We start from the raw sequence: 14,698 nt of genomic DNA, 5'->3' as shown, positions 1-14,698 counted from the left end.
CCGGGGTGATTCCGCAAGAAGCGCAAACGCTGCAGTATGGCTTCAGGCCGCTGCAGACCGGTTCCGAGCGAAACAAGTGCTCGCCAGGACGCGGCGCCATAACCACTCCTTGTTCGGGATACACCATGACCGCGATTCCTGTCATTCGATACCAGTCCGAGAATATCGATGGGCTCAACGTGTTCTACAGAGAAGCGGGGCCTTCGGAAGCCCCCGTGGTGCTGCTGTTGCACGGCTTTCCCACGTCCTCGCATATGTTCCGCAATCTCATTCCCATCCTGGCCGAAAAGTATCACGTAGTCGCGCCCGATTACCCGGGCTTCGGTCAGAGCGATGCGCCCGATCACACCGTCTTCAAGTACGGCTTTCAGCATTACGCTGAAATCGTCGATGCGTTGCTCAAGCGTCTTGGCATCGACCGCTTTGCAATGTACGTGATGGACTACGGCGCGCCGGTGGGATACCGCCTCGCGCTCATGGACCCGGCGCGGGTGACGGGGCTCATCGTTCAGAACGGCAACGCGTATGTCGAAGGGCTGCGCGAATTCTGGAACCCGATCAAAGCGTATTGGGCAGACAATTCGGTCAAGAATCGCGAAGCGCTGCACAGTCTCGTGACGCTGGACACGACCATCTTTCAATACACGGACGGCGTTTCGGATGTATCGAGAATCAGCCCGGATAACTGGATTCACGATCAGGCGCTGCTCGACCGGCCCGGCAACCGCGAAATCCAGATGGACCTCTTTCTGGACTATGGGACGAACGTGCCGCTCTATCCTGAGTTTCAGGCGTTCTTCCGTGAGCATCGGCCGCCGACCATCATCGTGTGGGGCAAGAACGACAAGATCTTCCCGGAGGAAGGCGCGCATCCTTATCTGCGGGATCTTCCGGATGCGCAAATACACATTCTCGACACGGGACACTTCGCGCTGGAAGACAAGCTCGACGAGATGGCGCCACTCTTGATCGATTTTCTCGATCGCTCGCTCGTGCGATCGAAGACGTAGTAAGCGGGCAGATACCGCAAAGCGCGACGTGACCGCCGCAACCATCGTCCGTCGCGCGCTTGGTACCGAATGTGTCCGATTCAAAGTGTCGACGCTGCGTATAGGACGTCCGCCGAGAACTTCGCTCGCGCAGCAACGGTCGAATCGGTCTCACTCGTGTAGACTGCGCCGTGATTTCGACAGATCGGCTGCCTCGACGCGGCTTATCCCGCCGGGTCCGGCGTGTGTCGATATCCGCGTTCGACGCGACCATCGACGCTAAATGGTCTCGAACAACCGGTAGCAGGCCGGAGCGATTACTCTTTCGAGCCGCCAGCGCAAGAACAAATAAAAAAGGGCATCTCTGGAACACCCCCTGACTAAAGCGCAAGTCCAATCTTCGAATAATGATTGGATATGCGAAGCCGCATGTGACAACGTAACCGACGTCTCGACGAATTCCCGATCCGGCGAATTCGATACTGCGACAAGCGCCCTCGCCGTCAATGGCTGGTGTGTCGTGCCAGATTTTCTGACACAGCCCCAGACACAGGCATTGGCGACCGAATGCATGGCGATGTATGCAGCCCAGTTGCTGACACCCGCCCGTGTGGGCGCCAAGCGCGCGGCCACGCTCTTGCGCGGCGACAGTACGCGCTGGTTCCAGCCCGATGCGTTGAGTCCGCGGCAGCAGACGTTCGCCGATCGCATCGAAGCGCTGCAAATGGCGCTCAACCGCGAACTGTTTCTAGGCCTGGTCGATAGCGAATCACACTACGCGGTGTATCGGCCAGGTACCGGATACACACGTCATCTCGATTGCCTGCGCAATAACGACAGCCGCGTGATTTCCGCCGTGTTCTATCTCAACGAAGCGTGGCAGGACGTCGAAGGCGGCGCACTGCGGCTCTACCTTGCCGATCAGACACATCACGACGTCTTTCCACGCGCCGGGACGCTGCTGTTGTTTCTCTCGGCACACTTCGAACACGAGGTACTGCCCGCGACGCGCGATCGCTTGAGCATCGCGTGCTGGATGAGGCAACGAGTGTGACGCTGGCGGCACGCAAGCCACGTTCATACGTTCGCTGGCGGCCGCATGACTGAACGAACGATAGCGAGCGGCCCGGGCCCTCGCTATCGTTGTCCTGCTTCTACGCTTTTACGCTTCGTGACTGAGCGCGGCAGGCGGAATCGGGCCGCGTACGAGCAACCAATAGCCGATCACCGCAACAGCGGCAACGCCCGCTCCCACGAACAGCGCGGGCTGGAACGAATGCGTCTTTTGCACGATGAAGCCCGTGACCACCGGCGCCAGCGCCCCGCCGAAGTAGCCGCCGAAGTTCTGCATCGCGCCGATCGACGCGGTGCAGTTGGCGGGCGCGGCAACGGACGCCGTCGCCCAGGCTGCACTGCTCGATACATACAGAAGCAACATCGAGATGGAGATGAACACGACGGCCAGCGTCGCGCTGTGCGTGAGGCCCGTTAGAATCGTGAAGACGCAGACACCGAAAAGCGATGCGGCCATCGGGTATTTCCGGCTGTTGACCGCCGATACGCCGCGCCGCGCAAGCACGTCGCAGATCTTTCCGCCGGACAAACTACCCACCACGCCGAAGAGATACGGAACGGCCGCCACCCATCCCGACTTCGAGATGGTGAGATGAAATTCCATTTGCAGGTACGTCGGCAGCCATGCGTTGTAAAGCCACAAGACGTAGATCGTGCCGAAGAAACCCAGCAGCATGCCCCACGTCGTTCCGAACTCCAACAGACGGCGCCACTCGCGCCACGTCGGGCGGGTCTGCACTTCGCCATCGACATCGGTCAGATAGGCGCGCTCCCGATGCGTCAGGTCGACCTGACGCGGGTCGCGATGCACGAGGTAGAAGCACAGCGCCACGACGAGGCCCGCGATACCCATGATGCCGAACATCCATCGCCATCCGACAGTCAACATGACGACCGTGAGCAAGGGCGCCGATATGGCGGTGCCGAGCGTCGACGAGCTGTTCCAGATGCCCGTGGCGGCACCGCGCTCTTTCTTGCCGAACCAGTCACGAACGACTTTGGCGCTCGTCGGAAATTGCGGCGCCTCGCCTATGCCGAGCACCATGCGCGCCGCGAAGAACTGAGCGAAATTGGTCACGACGCCGCCGAACGCTTGCGCTATCGACCACATCGCAAGGCTTACAGAAAGCATGACACGCGCACCGAAGCGATCGACCAGCGCACCCGCCGGGAGTTGCGCAAAGGCATAAGCCCATAGAAACGCCGACAGCAACAAACCCATTTCCCCGACCGAAAGGCCGAGATCCTGCCGGATGAGCGGATTCGCAATGGACAGCGTCGCGCGGTCGATGTAATTGATGACTCCGCTCAGGAGCAGCAAAGCAAGTGCGGTACGCTGAATTCGCCGCACTCTCGGTGAAGCCTGGTCATTCGATGCCATGCTCTCAGCATCGCCAAGGTCGGATTCCGGGACATGCGGCGCCGTGGTGGATTGCTCCATGTATCTGTCTCCTGGATGTTTGGTTTTATCAGCGAAGCCGTTTTTTAGATCCGAACGCGAGCAATACTGCATTGGACTGACGCACGATAGCTCCGCCTTAATTAGAAATCCAATCAATTTGCGCGTGATGTGGCCCGGGGAAAACCCGCGTTCTGCCTTGGATCGAGGCGTGCATGAAACGGCAGCCGCCACAAGGTTACCGCGCGCACTCGCCGTAGTTGTAGCAGCAACGGCCGTTGTCACCAGACTGAAATTGGTCTATATTTAGTCTCGTTCAACCTGTAGAACGGAGTATTCGATGCACATTGCCGATCATGTGAAGCCGATCAGCTATTTAAAGAGCGAAGCGGCACAAATCGTCAAGGACCTCGCCGAGTCGGGCGAGCCGCTAATCATCACGCAGAACGGCGAAGCAAAGCTCGTTGTGCAGGATGTGCGAACTTACGAAGCCGCCCAGCAGACACTCGCCATGTTGAAGATTCTGGCAATCGGTCAAAAGCAGATCGAACGCGAGGATTATGTCGAAGGCGATGCATTCTTTTCGGAACTCGACGGATTGGACCGCGAGGAAAGGCTTCGTTGATGCCGGTGCTGTTGAAGTACCGGGTGTTGCCGACAGCCCGAATCGGCATCGAGGAACTGAGAAGTTATATCGTCCGTACTTTCGGCTGGGAAACGTGGCGCCAGACCTCTGCGCACTTGCAGGAGACGATCACGCAAATCCGCCAGTTCCCCGAGAGCGGCCATATTCCGGTTGAACTCGAAGGTTTCGTCGACGACACTTTCCGGCAAGTCATTTCCGGCAAGAACCGAATTGTCTATCAGGTGCGCGAAGGCGTTCTGTACATCCATATCGTCTGCGACACGCGACGCGATCTGCAAGCGCTCCTTCAGCGAATCGTGCTGCGGCTGATCTAAACCTAGTGGTACCGCACGTCCAAGGACGTGCGCGCGCCACTTAATTGCCGGCATCGTCCGTGGATGAGGCCTCGTCCTTCGTTTCCTCGTGCTTTATATGCGGCTTCTTTCCGGGCTGCGGCGCGTGTTCCGCGTCCGGCGCGATGTCTTCGCCGTGATGTTTCTTTTCCTGCTGCACTTTTTTGTCGTGCGCGACGTTACGGGGATCGGTCATGGATTGTCTCAACGGTTGGTTCGACTTGGCCGCTCAAGTTCGCGACACCGAAAAGGCAGCGCAGATTCCGGGCCAGCTACCGGCGCGAAGCTTGGCGACGCGTTCCGTTGAGCTGCCAGTTCGCATCGAGAAATTTGCCTGCGGTTGGCGAATCGAGCGCACAGGCGCCGAAGGACTTCGAATCCGCGCCGATGTGAGCCACGGCCGTGTCCGGCTCAGCGCGTGGTCAGCGTCTCCGCATTGGCATGCGCTGGCATGTCGTTGCCGCGCACGGCTCTCATCCGCGCATCCTGCCTCAGGCCCCAGATCCATGTCACAGCGAGACAGGGCAGGAGCGAAGCGATCGAATAGCCGACGCCCGCAAGCGGGTTGCCGGTCAGATTGACGAGCGCGAGGCTGATCAAAGGCAGAAACCCGCCGAACACCACGTTGCCGAGTTGTTGTGCAAGGCCGAACCCGGTCGTGCGGCTCTGCGGAGGAAAACACTCGGCGACGAACGCAGGCAGTGGCGCCATGATCATCGCGGTCAGCACGGCGAGTACGGCGATCAGCAGCGAGACGGAGATCCACTGCGACGACGCCGCGCTGGCCCTGATGCCCGCAAACGCCGGATAGACAGCCGCGATCCACATGACGATGCCGATCAGCATCACGCGCGCGCGCCCGATGAGATCCGACAATCGGCCGAACACCGGATAGAGCGGCGCGGCGATCAAGATGCCGGCGCCAAGACACACGTTGGCCTGTGTCGGTTCGACTTTGAGGACGTTCTGCAAGAAATAAAGCATGTAGACGATCGAGGTGTACAGCGACACCGAGGTGCCGCCTTGCGCGCCGAACATCGCCACCAGAATGGCTTTCCAGGACGTTCTGCTCGACAGTGTCTCCTGCAAGGGCCGCTTCGACAGCCGGCCTGCGTCGCGCATCTCCGTGAATACCGGCGTCTCCGTCATGCCGAGCCGTATCCACGTGGCGACGGCCACGATCGGCGCGGAGATCAAAAACGGCGCCCGCCATCCCCACGATTCGAAGCTGGCCGTATCGAGCGAAAGCTTCAGGGCCGAGACAACGACGAGCGCAAGTAGCAAACCGATGCTCGCCGTGCTCTGCAAGACGCTGGTCGCCATGCCCTTGCGGCCTTCCGGGGCATGCTCCATGACGTACACGACAGCCGAACCATACTCGCCGCCGAGCGCGACGCCCTGCACGATGCGCAATGTGAGCAGCGCGATGGGCGCGGCAATGCCAGCAGATGCATAGGTAGGCAAACAACCGATGCCGACGGTGGCAATTCCCATGATCGCGAGCGTGATGACGAAGGTCTTCTTGCGGCCAATGCGGTCGGCCATCGGACTGAAGATCACGGTGCCCAGCGGGCGGGCCACATACGCGATGCCGAACGTGGCAACGCCTGCCAGCGCCGCGACGGACTTGTCCGTGGAAGGGAGGAACAGATGCGTGAGCGTCGCCGTCAGCGCGACGTAGACGAAGAAGTCGTAATACTCGAGCATCGTTCCGAGACTGGACGTCACGATTATGCGCAACATGCCGGGCCGACCATGCACCTTGCCTGATTCTTTGTTCATGTGTCTCTCCTCCAGTTGGTCATGTCAGGCGGCGCCGCCTTCGCCGCGCGGCGCCTTTCGTCGGGCCTGCTGCTCGATGAATGCCGACACCGCCTGCTTGTGCTCGTTCCCGCACAGCAAGATGGCCTGCATGTTCGCCGCCAATTCGAGCGCGGCGGGCAACGTACAGTGCGACGACTCGCGCACCAGCTTCTTCGACATACGCAGCGCGAGCGGCGGACTGCCGGCAATGCGCCGCGCAAGCGCGAGCGCTTCGCTATCCAGCATGTCGTCGGGATAGACGTTCGTGACGATACCGAGCCGCCTGGCCTCGTCGGCATCGATGAATTCGCTGGTCAGCGTCAGTTCGAGCGCCTTCGCAGGTCCCACGATGCGTGACAGAAACCACGCGCCGCCGATACCGGAAACCAGGCCGAGTCGAAGGAAGCTCTCGGCGAAGACCGCGTGCGCGCCGGCGACCCGGATATCGCACATCAGCGCCAGGTCGCAGCCTGCGCCGACCGCCGCGCCGTTCACCGCGCAGATCGACGGCACCTCCATTTCGCCGAGCGCGCGCGTGATCCGGTGCAGACTCGTACGCAGGCGTTCACGCACTTGCTCGACGCCGCCGTCCATTAGATCCTTGCCGCTCTGCATGTCCTTGACGTTTCCGCCCGTGCAGAAATGCCTCGACGACGATCGCAGCAGCAGGCAGTGCACATCGGCCCTGCGATCGACGGTTTCCAGTACATCCGATAACGCTTCGGTCATTGCCACCGTGAGGGCGTTGCCATTCGCGGCGCCATCGAGCGTGACGGTCATCACGCCTTCGTCGACTGTGTAGCGCACGAGCGGCGCATCGCCGCGTTCCATGTCCTGCATGGTCTGTCTCCTGAGCTAAATGCGTTCTTGTCCGACGCCGCGCGCCTACGTCGTACCGGCATGCGCCGCGCTCGCGCGTATCACGCCGGCGTTCAGCAACGCGGCGATTTCCTCATCCTCGATGCCGTAAAACCCCAGCATGTCGAGCGTGTGCTGACCCGTCGTCGGGGCGGGCGTCTCGTCGGGCGGGGCTGAATCGGATGGCCCGAGCGCGAAGCCGTGGGTCTGCATACGGCCCGCGACCGGATGCTCGACCGTGCGGGCAATGCAGCTCTCGCGATACTCCGTCGTCTCGATGACCTCGCGATACGTGGTGACGGGCGCGCAGAGAATATCTCTCGCCGAGAGCAGGTCGATCCACTCGTCTGTGCTCCGCCGGGCGAAATGCGCGTCCAGAATCGTGTGAAGTTCCGCACGGTGACGCACGCGGGCGTCGTTGGTGGCGAAACGCGCATCCGCTTCGAGGCCGGGCGCATCGAGCAACTCGCACAACGCACTCCAGCGGCCGGGATGGTAGGCCACGACCATCATCCATCCGTCGCGGGTGCGGAAGGCTTCGTTTGGGCACGCATACGGCGCCGCGCTGCCGACTTTCTCCGGGTCCGCTCCTGACGCAAAGAACGCCGCGAAGCTGATCTGCTGCAGCATCAGCGTTGCGTTGTAGAGGCTCACGTCCAGGTGTTGCCCCGTTCCGTTCAGGCGCGCCGTGTGCAACGCGCCCAGCACGGCGATCGTGGCGAGATAGCCGCCCATCATGTCGGCTACCGGCACCGGCACTTTCAGCGGATCGCCGTGCGCCGTCCCGAGCGTGCTCATGAGTCCGCTCACGGCCTGTATCACGCCATCGACGCCGGGCCGCTTCGTGTTCTCGCCGCGTTGACCGAATGCCGAGATCGAGCAATAGACGAGTTTCGGATTGGCGGCGCGCAGCGCCTCGTAGTCGAGGCCCAGCGACGCCATGACGCCCGGCCGAAAATTCTCGACGAGCACGTCCGCGCGGCGCGCCATGGTCGCGACGGTCCGCCGCCCGGCGTCGGTCTTGAGATCGATGGCAAGGCTGAACTTGCCGCGATTGACGCTCATGAACGTCGGGCTCACGCCGTTCTGCCACGGCGGCCCTATCTGCCTGCCGATTTCACCGCCAGGCGGCTCGATCTTGACGACGTGCGCGCCGAGGTCGGCGAGCGTCATCGAACAGACCGGTCCCGCCAGGACATGCGAAAAGTCGAGGACGCGCACGCCTTTCAAGCTATCTCGAATCATTGTCGTGGTCCTGTCTCCGGGTCCGACGTTGCGTCGAACCATGGCGCAGATTAGAGCCGCGCCATCACCGGAACAATCGACTTTTTCGAAACGAGGCTTTGAGTTTTTGTTAAGAGGTGCCGCTAGTCTGTACGAGCGAGATCAACCAGTCGCGAAAAGTCGTCAAGGCTGCGGAAGGACGGCGGGTGGCGGCCCACGCGAAGTAATAGGTGTATGCGCCACGGTCGAGCTCGAAGCGAAATGGCGCGACCAACTGGCCGCTGTCGAGTTCGGCCCGGACCAGCGCTTTTTGCGCGATTGCCACGCCATGACCTTCGATTGCGGCCTGATACGCCAGCAGTGAGGTTTCGTAGCGCATTTCGCGACGGCGCCCATCGAGCGGGAAGCCCGCCGCCTTTATCCACAGCGCCCAGTCGTCGGCGCGCGCGAGCGAATGCAGGAGCGTCTCGCCCTGCAACCTGCCGCGCGCGCGGGTCTTGCGCGATGGCGCGGCGACGGGCACGAGTTCATTGGGAATGAGCCTTTGTGCGGAAAGACCGGGCCACTTGCCGTCGCCGAGCTGGATGCCGCCGTCTATATCCTCACGCTCGAAATTGAGCGGTGCCGACGACGTGGTGAGTTGGACATCGACGTCCTCATGCTGGCGATGAAAACCGGCGAGCCGCGGTATGAGCCAGCGCACCGCGAACGTCGCGGGGCATCGAATCTTGAGCACCTGCGAGCGCCGCCCTGCCCCGCGGATACTGTCGGTTGCCTGGCGCAGTCCTTCGAAAAACGGCATGAGTTCGGCGAGATAGCGCGCGCCCGCCGAAGTCAGTTCGAGCCTGCCCCTGACGCGCTCGAACATTTCCACGCCAAGAAACCCTTCCAGCGCTTTTACTTGCCGGCTGACGGCCGCCGGTGTCACGGCGAGTTCGTTCGCCGCTTTCGAGACGCTCAGAAGACGTCCGGTAGCTTCGAAAGCGCGTATCGAATTCAGAGAAGGCAGCAGCGCGGGACGGTCCATGAACTTCTGCGTGATTTACGGAGGTTCTAATACTGACGTAAAAGCGCGGCTAATGCACTCCGTCTGCGGCGGTACTTCAAGTGGCTAATGCAACCTCGTTTTAACTTCTTGATGATGTAATCGGAATATTCGTCGCGCCGGATGAACACGGTATCAATAACTCGTCGTCTTCTTTGGATTGAACGCCTCAAGCAGCGGCGACAATGGCCCGCTCTGATTTTGGTGATTAACCGTCTCACGGCATACGCGTTCCATGCCGACTCCTCGAAATCGAGTCGCCACGCTTCTTATGTTCGGGAGATTGGCAGCCGGTTGGGTACGTCGTTTGCGCCATGGCTCCTGCAAGACGACACTAAACACTTTCCTGGAGTTAAAGATGGCAACGACGGACTCGAATCGCGCTGGCGAAAAGAACCTGACCACCCCGACCGACCTCGGCAACGACGCCCGCACGGAGGTGTCCGCAGGATTGACCCAACTTCTCGCGGACGTCTTCTCCTTGTTCGTCAAAACGAAGAACTTCCATTGGCATGTAAGCGGTCCGCACTTTCGCGATTACCACCTTTTGCTCGACGATCAAGCCGCCTTGGTCTTCGCGATGATCGATCCGGTCGGAGAACGCGCTCGTAAGCTGGGCGGAACGACCTTACGCTCGATTGGGCAAATCGCCTCGCTCAAGCGACTAGGTGACAACGATGAGGCGTTCGTCGCGCCCGAAGCGATGCTGGATGAATTGCGCCAAGATAACGAACTGCTGATCAAATTCATGCGTGAACTCCACGAACTTTGCGACGACAAGGATGACGTGGCAACGGCGAGCCTGCTCGAGAACTGGATCGATCAGACCGAAGAACGGGTGTGGTTTCTCTTCGAAACGACTCGTCATACGCGCTGAGTTCTCCGGGAAAAGCACGGTCGCACGGTGCGACAGGGCATGGACGCGACCGTTTGTTTCCGCCTGGCTTCGTTCACTTATCTGGATGGGTTGCAAGCTCGCTCATGTGAGCCAGCATATCGGCGGGGTCGACGAATACGTGCAAGGCCCCTGCCCGCTGCAGCTCGGCCTCGCCCACACCGCCCGACTGCAGCCCTATTCCGTAGGCATGGCAACGGCGCGCGCCAAGCAAGTCCCAAGTGCTGTCTCCGACGACATAGCTGTATTCGATTGCAACACCTAGCTGCTTGGCTGCGGCCATGAACACGTCCGGCTCCGGCTTGCCATGCTCGACTTCGCTGCTGGTTGCAACTACGGCCGTTTTGGCATCGATGCCCAGCCTTTCGAGGTTTGCCGCAGTTGCTTCCGGGCTTCCGCTGGTTGCGATGGCCCACGGTATATCGGCCTTGGTCAAGGCTGCAAGCAACGCCTGCGCACCCGGCAGAGGCAAGATCTGCGGTGACAGTTCCTTCAACAGTTCGCCCTGCCGACGCTTTACGCGATCAATGCAGTCCGCCGAGGTTTCGCCAGCGATCTCCCGAAAAATCTGCGCTGCGAACAGTTCGCTACTCATCCCAATTTTTCGATGGATTCTCGATCCAGGCAGCGCAAGGCCCTCGCTCGCAAGCGCTTCGGTCCAGGCGGAGACGTGTTGGTAGACGCTGTCGACGAGCGTTCCATCGAGATCGAAGATAAAAGCCGTTTTCATCGTGTATTCCTGAAGCATGCCGGTTGACTGAAAAGCTACTTGGAGATGCGAACGCGTGACGGGCTGCGCCTCTCCTTCCTCCCTGTCGAGATCCGACATGACCCGCGCACGCGCGCGGGCGCTTGCAGCTTGCCGATGTTGACTAGCGTCGAAGTGTGAGTTGAGCCGTTTTCCCGGATGCTAGATGTTCGGCATCCTTAGGTCCAACCCCAAAGGCTCACGCTTGCCAGGGGTCTTCTCTAACGCTGCGCACGATGGATGCCTGGGCGTGTGTCACAACTGCCATCCACTCCGATTTGCTCGGCGCGCTGCTAAAAATGCGGCATTCATTCGCCTTGAGGTTGCGCATGACGGTCGCTTTCACTGACAATCACCAAGCCACTCGTCGAGCCGCGGCCGGGCCGTCGATCGAAAAGTTATTCAGGAGATCGAGGTTTGACCCCAGAATACACACTGCCGCGATAGCGTCCGGCATACCGCCTTCAATAAGACTGTTCGAGCAGACTGATCTCGTCGAGGAATGACATGGCCCCGAATTCGCAGCGAACACCGGCGTCGGTATCGTCGAAGCTGGTTGCACAACGTCTGCGCAAGCAACAGGAGCTGGCAGTTGCGTTTGGCGCCACGGCTTTCGGGTTGCTTCACTTCCCTAAGGTTCTCGACGAGGCATGCCGGGTCCTGTCCGAGGGAATGAATGCGAAGCACACAAAAGTGCTGCGCTACGTCGCCTCAAATCACACGCTCATCATGACGGCGGGTATTGGATGGGACGACGAGGATTGGCTCATTCCAGTGGAAGCGGAAGCGAGTAATCCTGCTGGGGCGGCGTTCCTCACGCGCCGCATCGTCGTAAGCGGCGACATCGACGTGGACAAGCGATTCAACGTTCCTCCAATCATGGCCCGGCATGGACTCAAAAGCGCGATCAATGTCCCGATTCAAGGTATGGGAGAGCCGTTCGGCATTCTCGAGGTGGATAGCACGCATAGCCATGCTTTTGCCGACGTCGACGCGGTGTTCATTTCGGCTATCGCCAACATCATTTCCTTCTGCCGGGAACAGAGCCTGGCCGAGGACGGACTCGGCGCGGCACAACGCTTTTCGCCTCAACTCGTGGGTGCGAGTTCCGACTGCGTGTTGCTGGTGACGACGGACGGAAAAATCGAATTTGCCAACGAAGCCTGCCAATCCGCATTTGCATTCGAGGAAGGCTCCAACCTCGTCGGGGCTGCTCACACCGCGTTATGGCACGACGATGACCAAGCACGCATTGCACAGGCCGTTCGCGCAGCCATTGCAGGTAAGTCCACGCGCGTCGATGGGCGCAGCGCGTCTGCCATCATCGGCGACGAGCAGTCGTGGGATGTATCCATTTCCCCCGTGCTCAATGAGCACGGCGCCATTACCGGCGCGTTGATGGTGCTGCGGAACATCACGGAATGGCGCTCGCATGAAGACGCGCTCGTCAAGATGGTCTCATCGCAGGAAGCCAGGCTGGAAGACTCGGCTCTGGCAATCAAGGAAGTGCATCATCGCGTCCGCAATAGTCTCCAGTTGGTGCAGACTCTTCTCTCGCTGCAGGCAAGTTTGGCAGCAGACGCAACCGTCAAGCATCAGCTCCAGGCAGCGGCCACGCGAGTGGATTGCATTGGATCGGTACATGAGCGTTTGTATTCGACTAATAACGCCTTGAAAACCGATGCGCAGGATTACCTAAGCGGCGTGGTCGATCACATAGCCGAATTAGACCCAGGCAGATCGATCTCGGTCGATGCGAGAGGCGTCTCGTTGAGCGAGACGCAGATGACCACATTGGGACTCGTCGTGGCTGAAATGACGATGAACGCGTTGAAGTACGGTCGTGGGCATATTCATGTGGGTCTGACGGACGAGACGAGTAATCTGACGTTAGTAGTCGAGGATGAAGGCAACGGCTTTCCGGAGAATTTCCCTACGCCTAGCGGGACCGGTCTCGGAATGCGCTTGATTCAGCGGTTCAGTGGCGCGTCTGGAGGCAGCGTCCGGGTCGACAGGTCGGTTTCGTTTAGTCGACTGGTTGTAACGTTCACCAAGAGGTGATGGGCGACAGGCCAGCGACGGATCGAGAGCGCAACGCTGCTCTTAGCGATGGTACGAAATTCCTCATCGGCCGTCGATTGTCACAGCGAACGCGGTATGCCAAACGAGCGCGCCGCCAACGACGCTCGCAGCAGCGCCGTGGTCCCTGACCTACTAGCTTGCATGCCATGACAACGCAATTGTCCGAGCTTTCCTGACGTGCATTGTTTGGTCGCGCACAGAGTCCTGAACCCGCACGCGTAATATTCCGTAAGCATCTATTTAGCGCGGAGCCGATTGGACGAATGCCGTATTGCGGATTCGGTCCACTACGCGCGTCGAGATTCAATAAAACAAAGCGAGCATGCCCGCGGTCCACCGACTGTGAGTGTACGTGCGCGTATAAAGATTTCACCGGGGGTGTCGCTGTTTCATGACACGTCACTAAACTAAAAGAACTCATTCTGACCAAATGCAATCGTCAATTCTTGCCAAGCCTCCCAATGCGGACGAGACAAGACTTTCTGCGCCAGATAAGTCCATTAACGAATCGACACTCCGTGGATTGGCAGGTAAAGATCGACAAAGCTCCAAGCCGTCCGCTTTGCCAGAAAGAAAAGCGAAATCGGAAAGCGCCGCCCTCGCTCCTCGATCAGTCTTTCATGAACCGTGGTGGCTCGATATTGCAACCGATGGCAATTGGCGGTCAGCCAAAGTCCGGCGCGGCGACGAAATTGTCGGCGAGATGCCGTACTCGCTAAGCCGCAAAGGACTCTGGCGCACCTCGCAAATGCCACCGCTCACACGGACGCTCGGACCGGCTTTCAAGATCAATGAAACCGATAAGACGCGCGCGATGCTGGATCGCATCAGCATCACGGAAGAACTGATCGGGCAGATTCCCGACGTCCACAGCTTCTATCAGATCTTCGACCCGCGCGTGGAAGATGCCCTTGCGTTCGGCCTGAATGGCTTTACCGTGTCGACGCGATACACGCTGCAGTTCTCCGCCAATCGCTCCATCGAGGAACTCTGGAAAGGTCTGCATTACAAGACTCGCAATATGATTCGTACCGGTCAGAAGTTCGTGACCGTGAAGCCACTCGAACCTGCGCAATTCAACCGGTTCTACGAAAACAACCTCGAAGCACGCAGTCGTTCGAATGTCTATGGATCGAGCGTGATGCAACGACTCGTCGATGCTTTCGTCGAGCGCGGCGCGGGATATCTGCTTGGCGCATTCGACGCGACCGGCGCGCTCGTCGCCGCGATAGGCGTCACCTTCGACAATCATGCCGCGTATTACATGCTGTCTTCGCGCACGCGGGATGCTCATGGCGGTGCGATCAGCGTGCTCGTCTGGCAGGCTATCGAAGACGCCATGAAACGACAGTTGACCTTCGACTTCGACGGCATTCCCAACGCAAGCACGTTCCGCTTTCTTAGCGGGTTCAAACCCGTGCTCAAGCCGCGCATCGTGATCGAGCGGCATAGTCCCGTCTGGTCGATGGCCAAGGCAGGCCGCCGTCTGATTCGCCCGAGAAAATCGGACTGGTTCGTCTCGACGGTTTGATGGAACGCCAGGGGTGCGCTCGAGCATTTCATAGAGAACGGGGTCTGTGTTTTCCGCAAGGAAGCACATGGC

The 14,698-nt window shown here is 59.9% G+C and carries 14 protein-coding genes; 7 read left to right on the top strand and 7 right to left on the bottom strand.

Annotation, left to right across the window (positions count from 1 at the left end; genetic code table 11):
- Positions 1–125 precede the first annotated feature (125 nt).
- The gene (locus NCR40_RS26675) at positions 126–1,010 is read left to right on the top strand and encodes an alpha/beta fold hydrolase (protein ID WP_250511206.1); all 885 of its coding nucleotides are present in this window, start codon (positions 126–128) and stop codon (positions 1,008–1,010) included.
- Positions 1,011–1,560: 550 nt separating this feature from the next.
- A complete protein-coding gene (locus NCR40_RS26670; protein WP_250511205.1) occupies positions 1,561–2,043 on the top strand; it encodes a 2OG-Fe(II) oxygenase in 483 nt (160 codons plus the stop codon).
- A gap of 108 nt (positions 2,044–2,151) precedes the next feature.
- Here the strand turns inward: NCR40_RS26670 and NCR40_RS26665 are convergent, their stop codons facing one another.
- The gene (locus NCR40_RS26665; RefSeq protein ID WP_250511204.1) at positions 2,152–3,504 is read right to left on the bottom strand and encodes an MFS transporter; all 1,353 of its coding nucleotides are present in this window, start codon (positions 3,502–3,504) and stop codon (positions 2,152–2,154) included.
- A 298-nt stretch (positions 3,505–3,802) separates the two neighbouring features.
- On the opposite strand from NCR40_RS26665, the gene NCR40_RS26660 reads away from it, so the two are divergent.
- A complete protein-coding gene (locus tag NCR40_RS26660) occupies positions 3,803–4,087 on the top strand; it encodes a type II toxin-antitoxin system Phd/YefM family antitoxin (protein ID WP_244830477.1) in 285 nt (94 codons plus the stop codon).
- Entirely contained in the window at positions 4,087–4,422 is a 336-nt protein-coding gene (locus tag NCR40_RS26655; protein ID WP_250511203.1) for a type II toxin-antitoxin system RelE/ParE family toxin, read from the top strand. Before NCR40_RS26660 ends, NCR40_RS26655 begins: the two co-directional genes overlap by 1 nt.
- 40 nt (positions 4,423–4,462) lie before the next feature.
- On the opposite strand, the gene NCR40_RS26650 is transcribed toward NCR40_RS26655, so the two are convergent.
- The 5 genes from NCR40_RS26650 to NCR40_RS26630 form a co-directional block, all read right to left on the bottom strand.
- The gene (locus NCR40_RS26650) at positions 4,463–4,636 is read right to left on the bottom strand and encodes a hypothetical protein (protein ID WP_244830479.1); all 174 of its coding nucleotides are present in this window, start codon (positions 4,634–4,636) and stop codon (positions 4,463–4,465) included.
- A 215-nt stretch (positions 4,637–4,851) separates the two neighbouring features.
- Positions 4,852–6,222 carry an MFS transporter gene (locus tag NCR40_RS26645; protein WP_250511202.1) on the bottom strand — a complete coding sequence of 457 codons (1,371 nt, stop codon included), beginning with the start codon at positions 6,220–6,222 and terminating at the stop codon, positions 4,852–4,854.
- Positions 6,223–6,246: 24 nt separating this feature from the next.
- Positions 6,247–7,083 carry an enoyl-CoA hydratase-related protein gene (locus tag NCR40_RS26640; RefSeq protein ID WP_250511201.1) on the bottom strand — a complete coding sequence of 279 codons (837 nt, stop codon included), beginning with the start codon at positions 7,081–7,083 and terminating at the stop codon, positions 6,247–6,249.
- Between the two features lie 45 nt (positions 7,084–7,128).
- Entirely contained in the window at positions 7,129–8,346 is a 1,218-nt protein-coding gene (locus NCR40_RS26635) for a CaiB/BaiF CoA transferase family protein (RefSeq protein WP_250511200.1), read from the bottom strand.
- Positions 8,347–8,455: 109 nt separating this feature from the next.
- Positions 8,456–9,352, bottom strand: a complete 897-nt coding sequence (locus NCR40_RS26630; RefSeq protein ID WP_250511199.1) for a LysR substrate-binding domain-containing protein — start codon at positions 9,350–9,352, stop codon at positions 8,456–8,458.
- 376 nt (positions 9,353–9,728) lie between these two features.
- Between NCR40_RS26630 and NCR40_RS26625 the strand changes: the two genes are divergently transcribed.
- Complete coding sequence (locus tag NCR40_RS26625) at positions 9,729–10,247, top strand: Dps family protein (protein ID WP_244830484.1); 519 nt, start codon at positions 9,729–9,731, stop codon at positions 10,245–10,247.
- Positions 10,248–10,320: 73 nt separating this feature from the next.
- On the opposite strand, the gene NCR40_RS26620 is transcribed toward NCR40_RS26625, so the two are convergent.
- Complete coding sequence (locus tag NCR40_RS26620; protein WP_250511261.1) at positions 10,321–10,995, bottom strand: HAD family hydrolase; 675 nt, start codon at positions 10,993–10,995, stop codon at positions 10,321–10,323.
- Positions 10,996–11,520: 525 nt separating this feature from the next.
- On the opposite strand from NCR40_RS26620, the gene NCR40_RS26615 reads away from it, so the two are divergent.
- On the top strand, positions 11,521–13,074 hold the full coding sequence (locus NCR40_RS26615; protein WP_250511198.1) for a sensor histidine kinase: 1,554 nt from the start codon (positions 11,521–11,523) through the stop codon (positions 13,072–13,074).
- Positions 13,075–13,843: 769 nt separating this feature from the next.
- Positions 13,844–14,626 carry a GNAT family N-acetyltransferase gene (locus NCR40_RS26610; RefSeq protein ID WP_250511197.1) on the top strand — a complete coding sequence of 261 codons (783 nt, stop codon included), beginning with the start codon at positions 13,844–13,846 and terminating at the stop codon, positions 14,624–14,626.
- The last annotated feature ends 72 nt before the right edge of the window (positions 14,627–14,698 follow it).

It is taken from the genome of Caballeronia sp. GACF4, assembly GCF_023631025.1.
Lineage (GTDB): Bacteria > Pseudomonadota > Gammaproteobacteria > Burkholderiales > Burkholderiaceae > Caballeronia.
The sequence above is the reverse complement of the archived record's forward strand: the minus strand, read 5'-3'. Positions and strand labels throughout refer to the sequence as shown.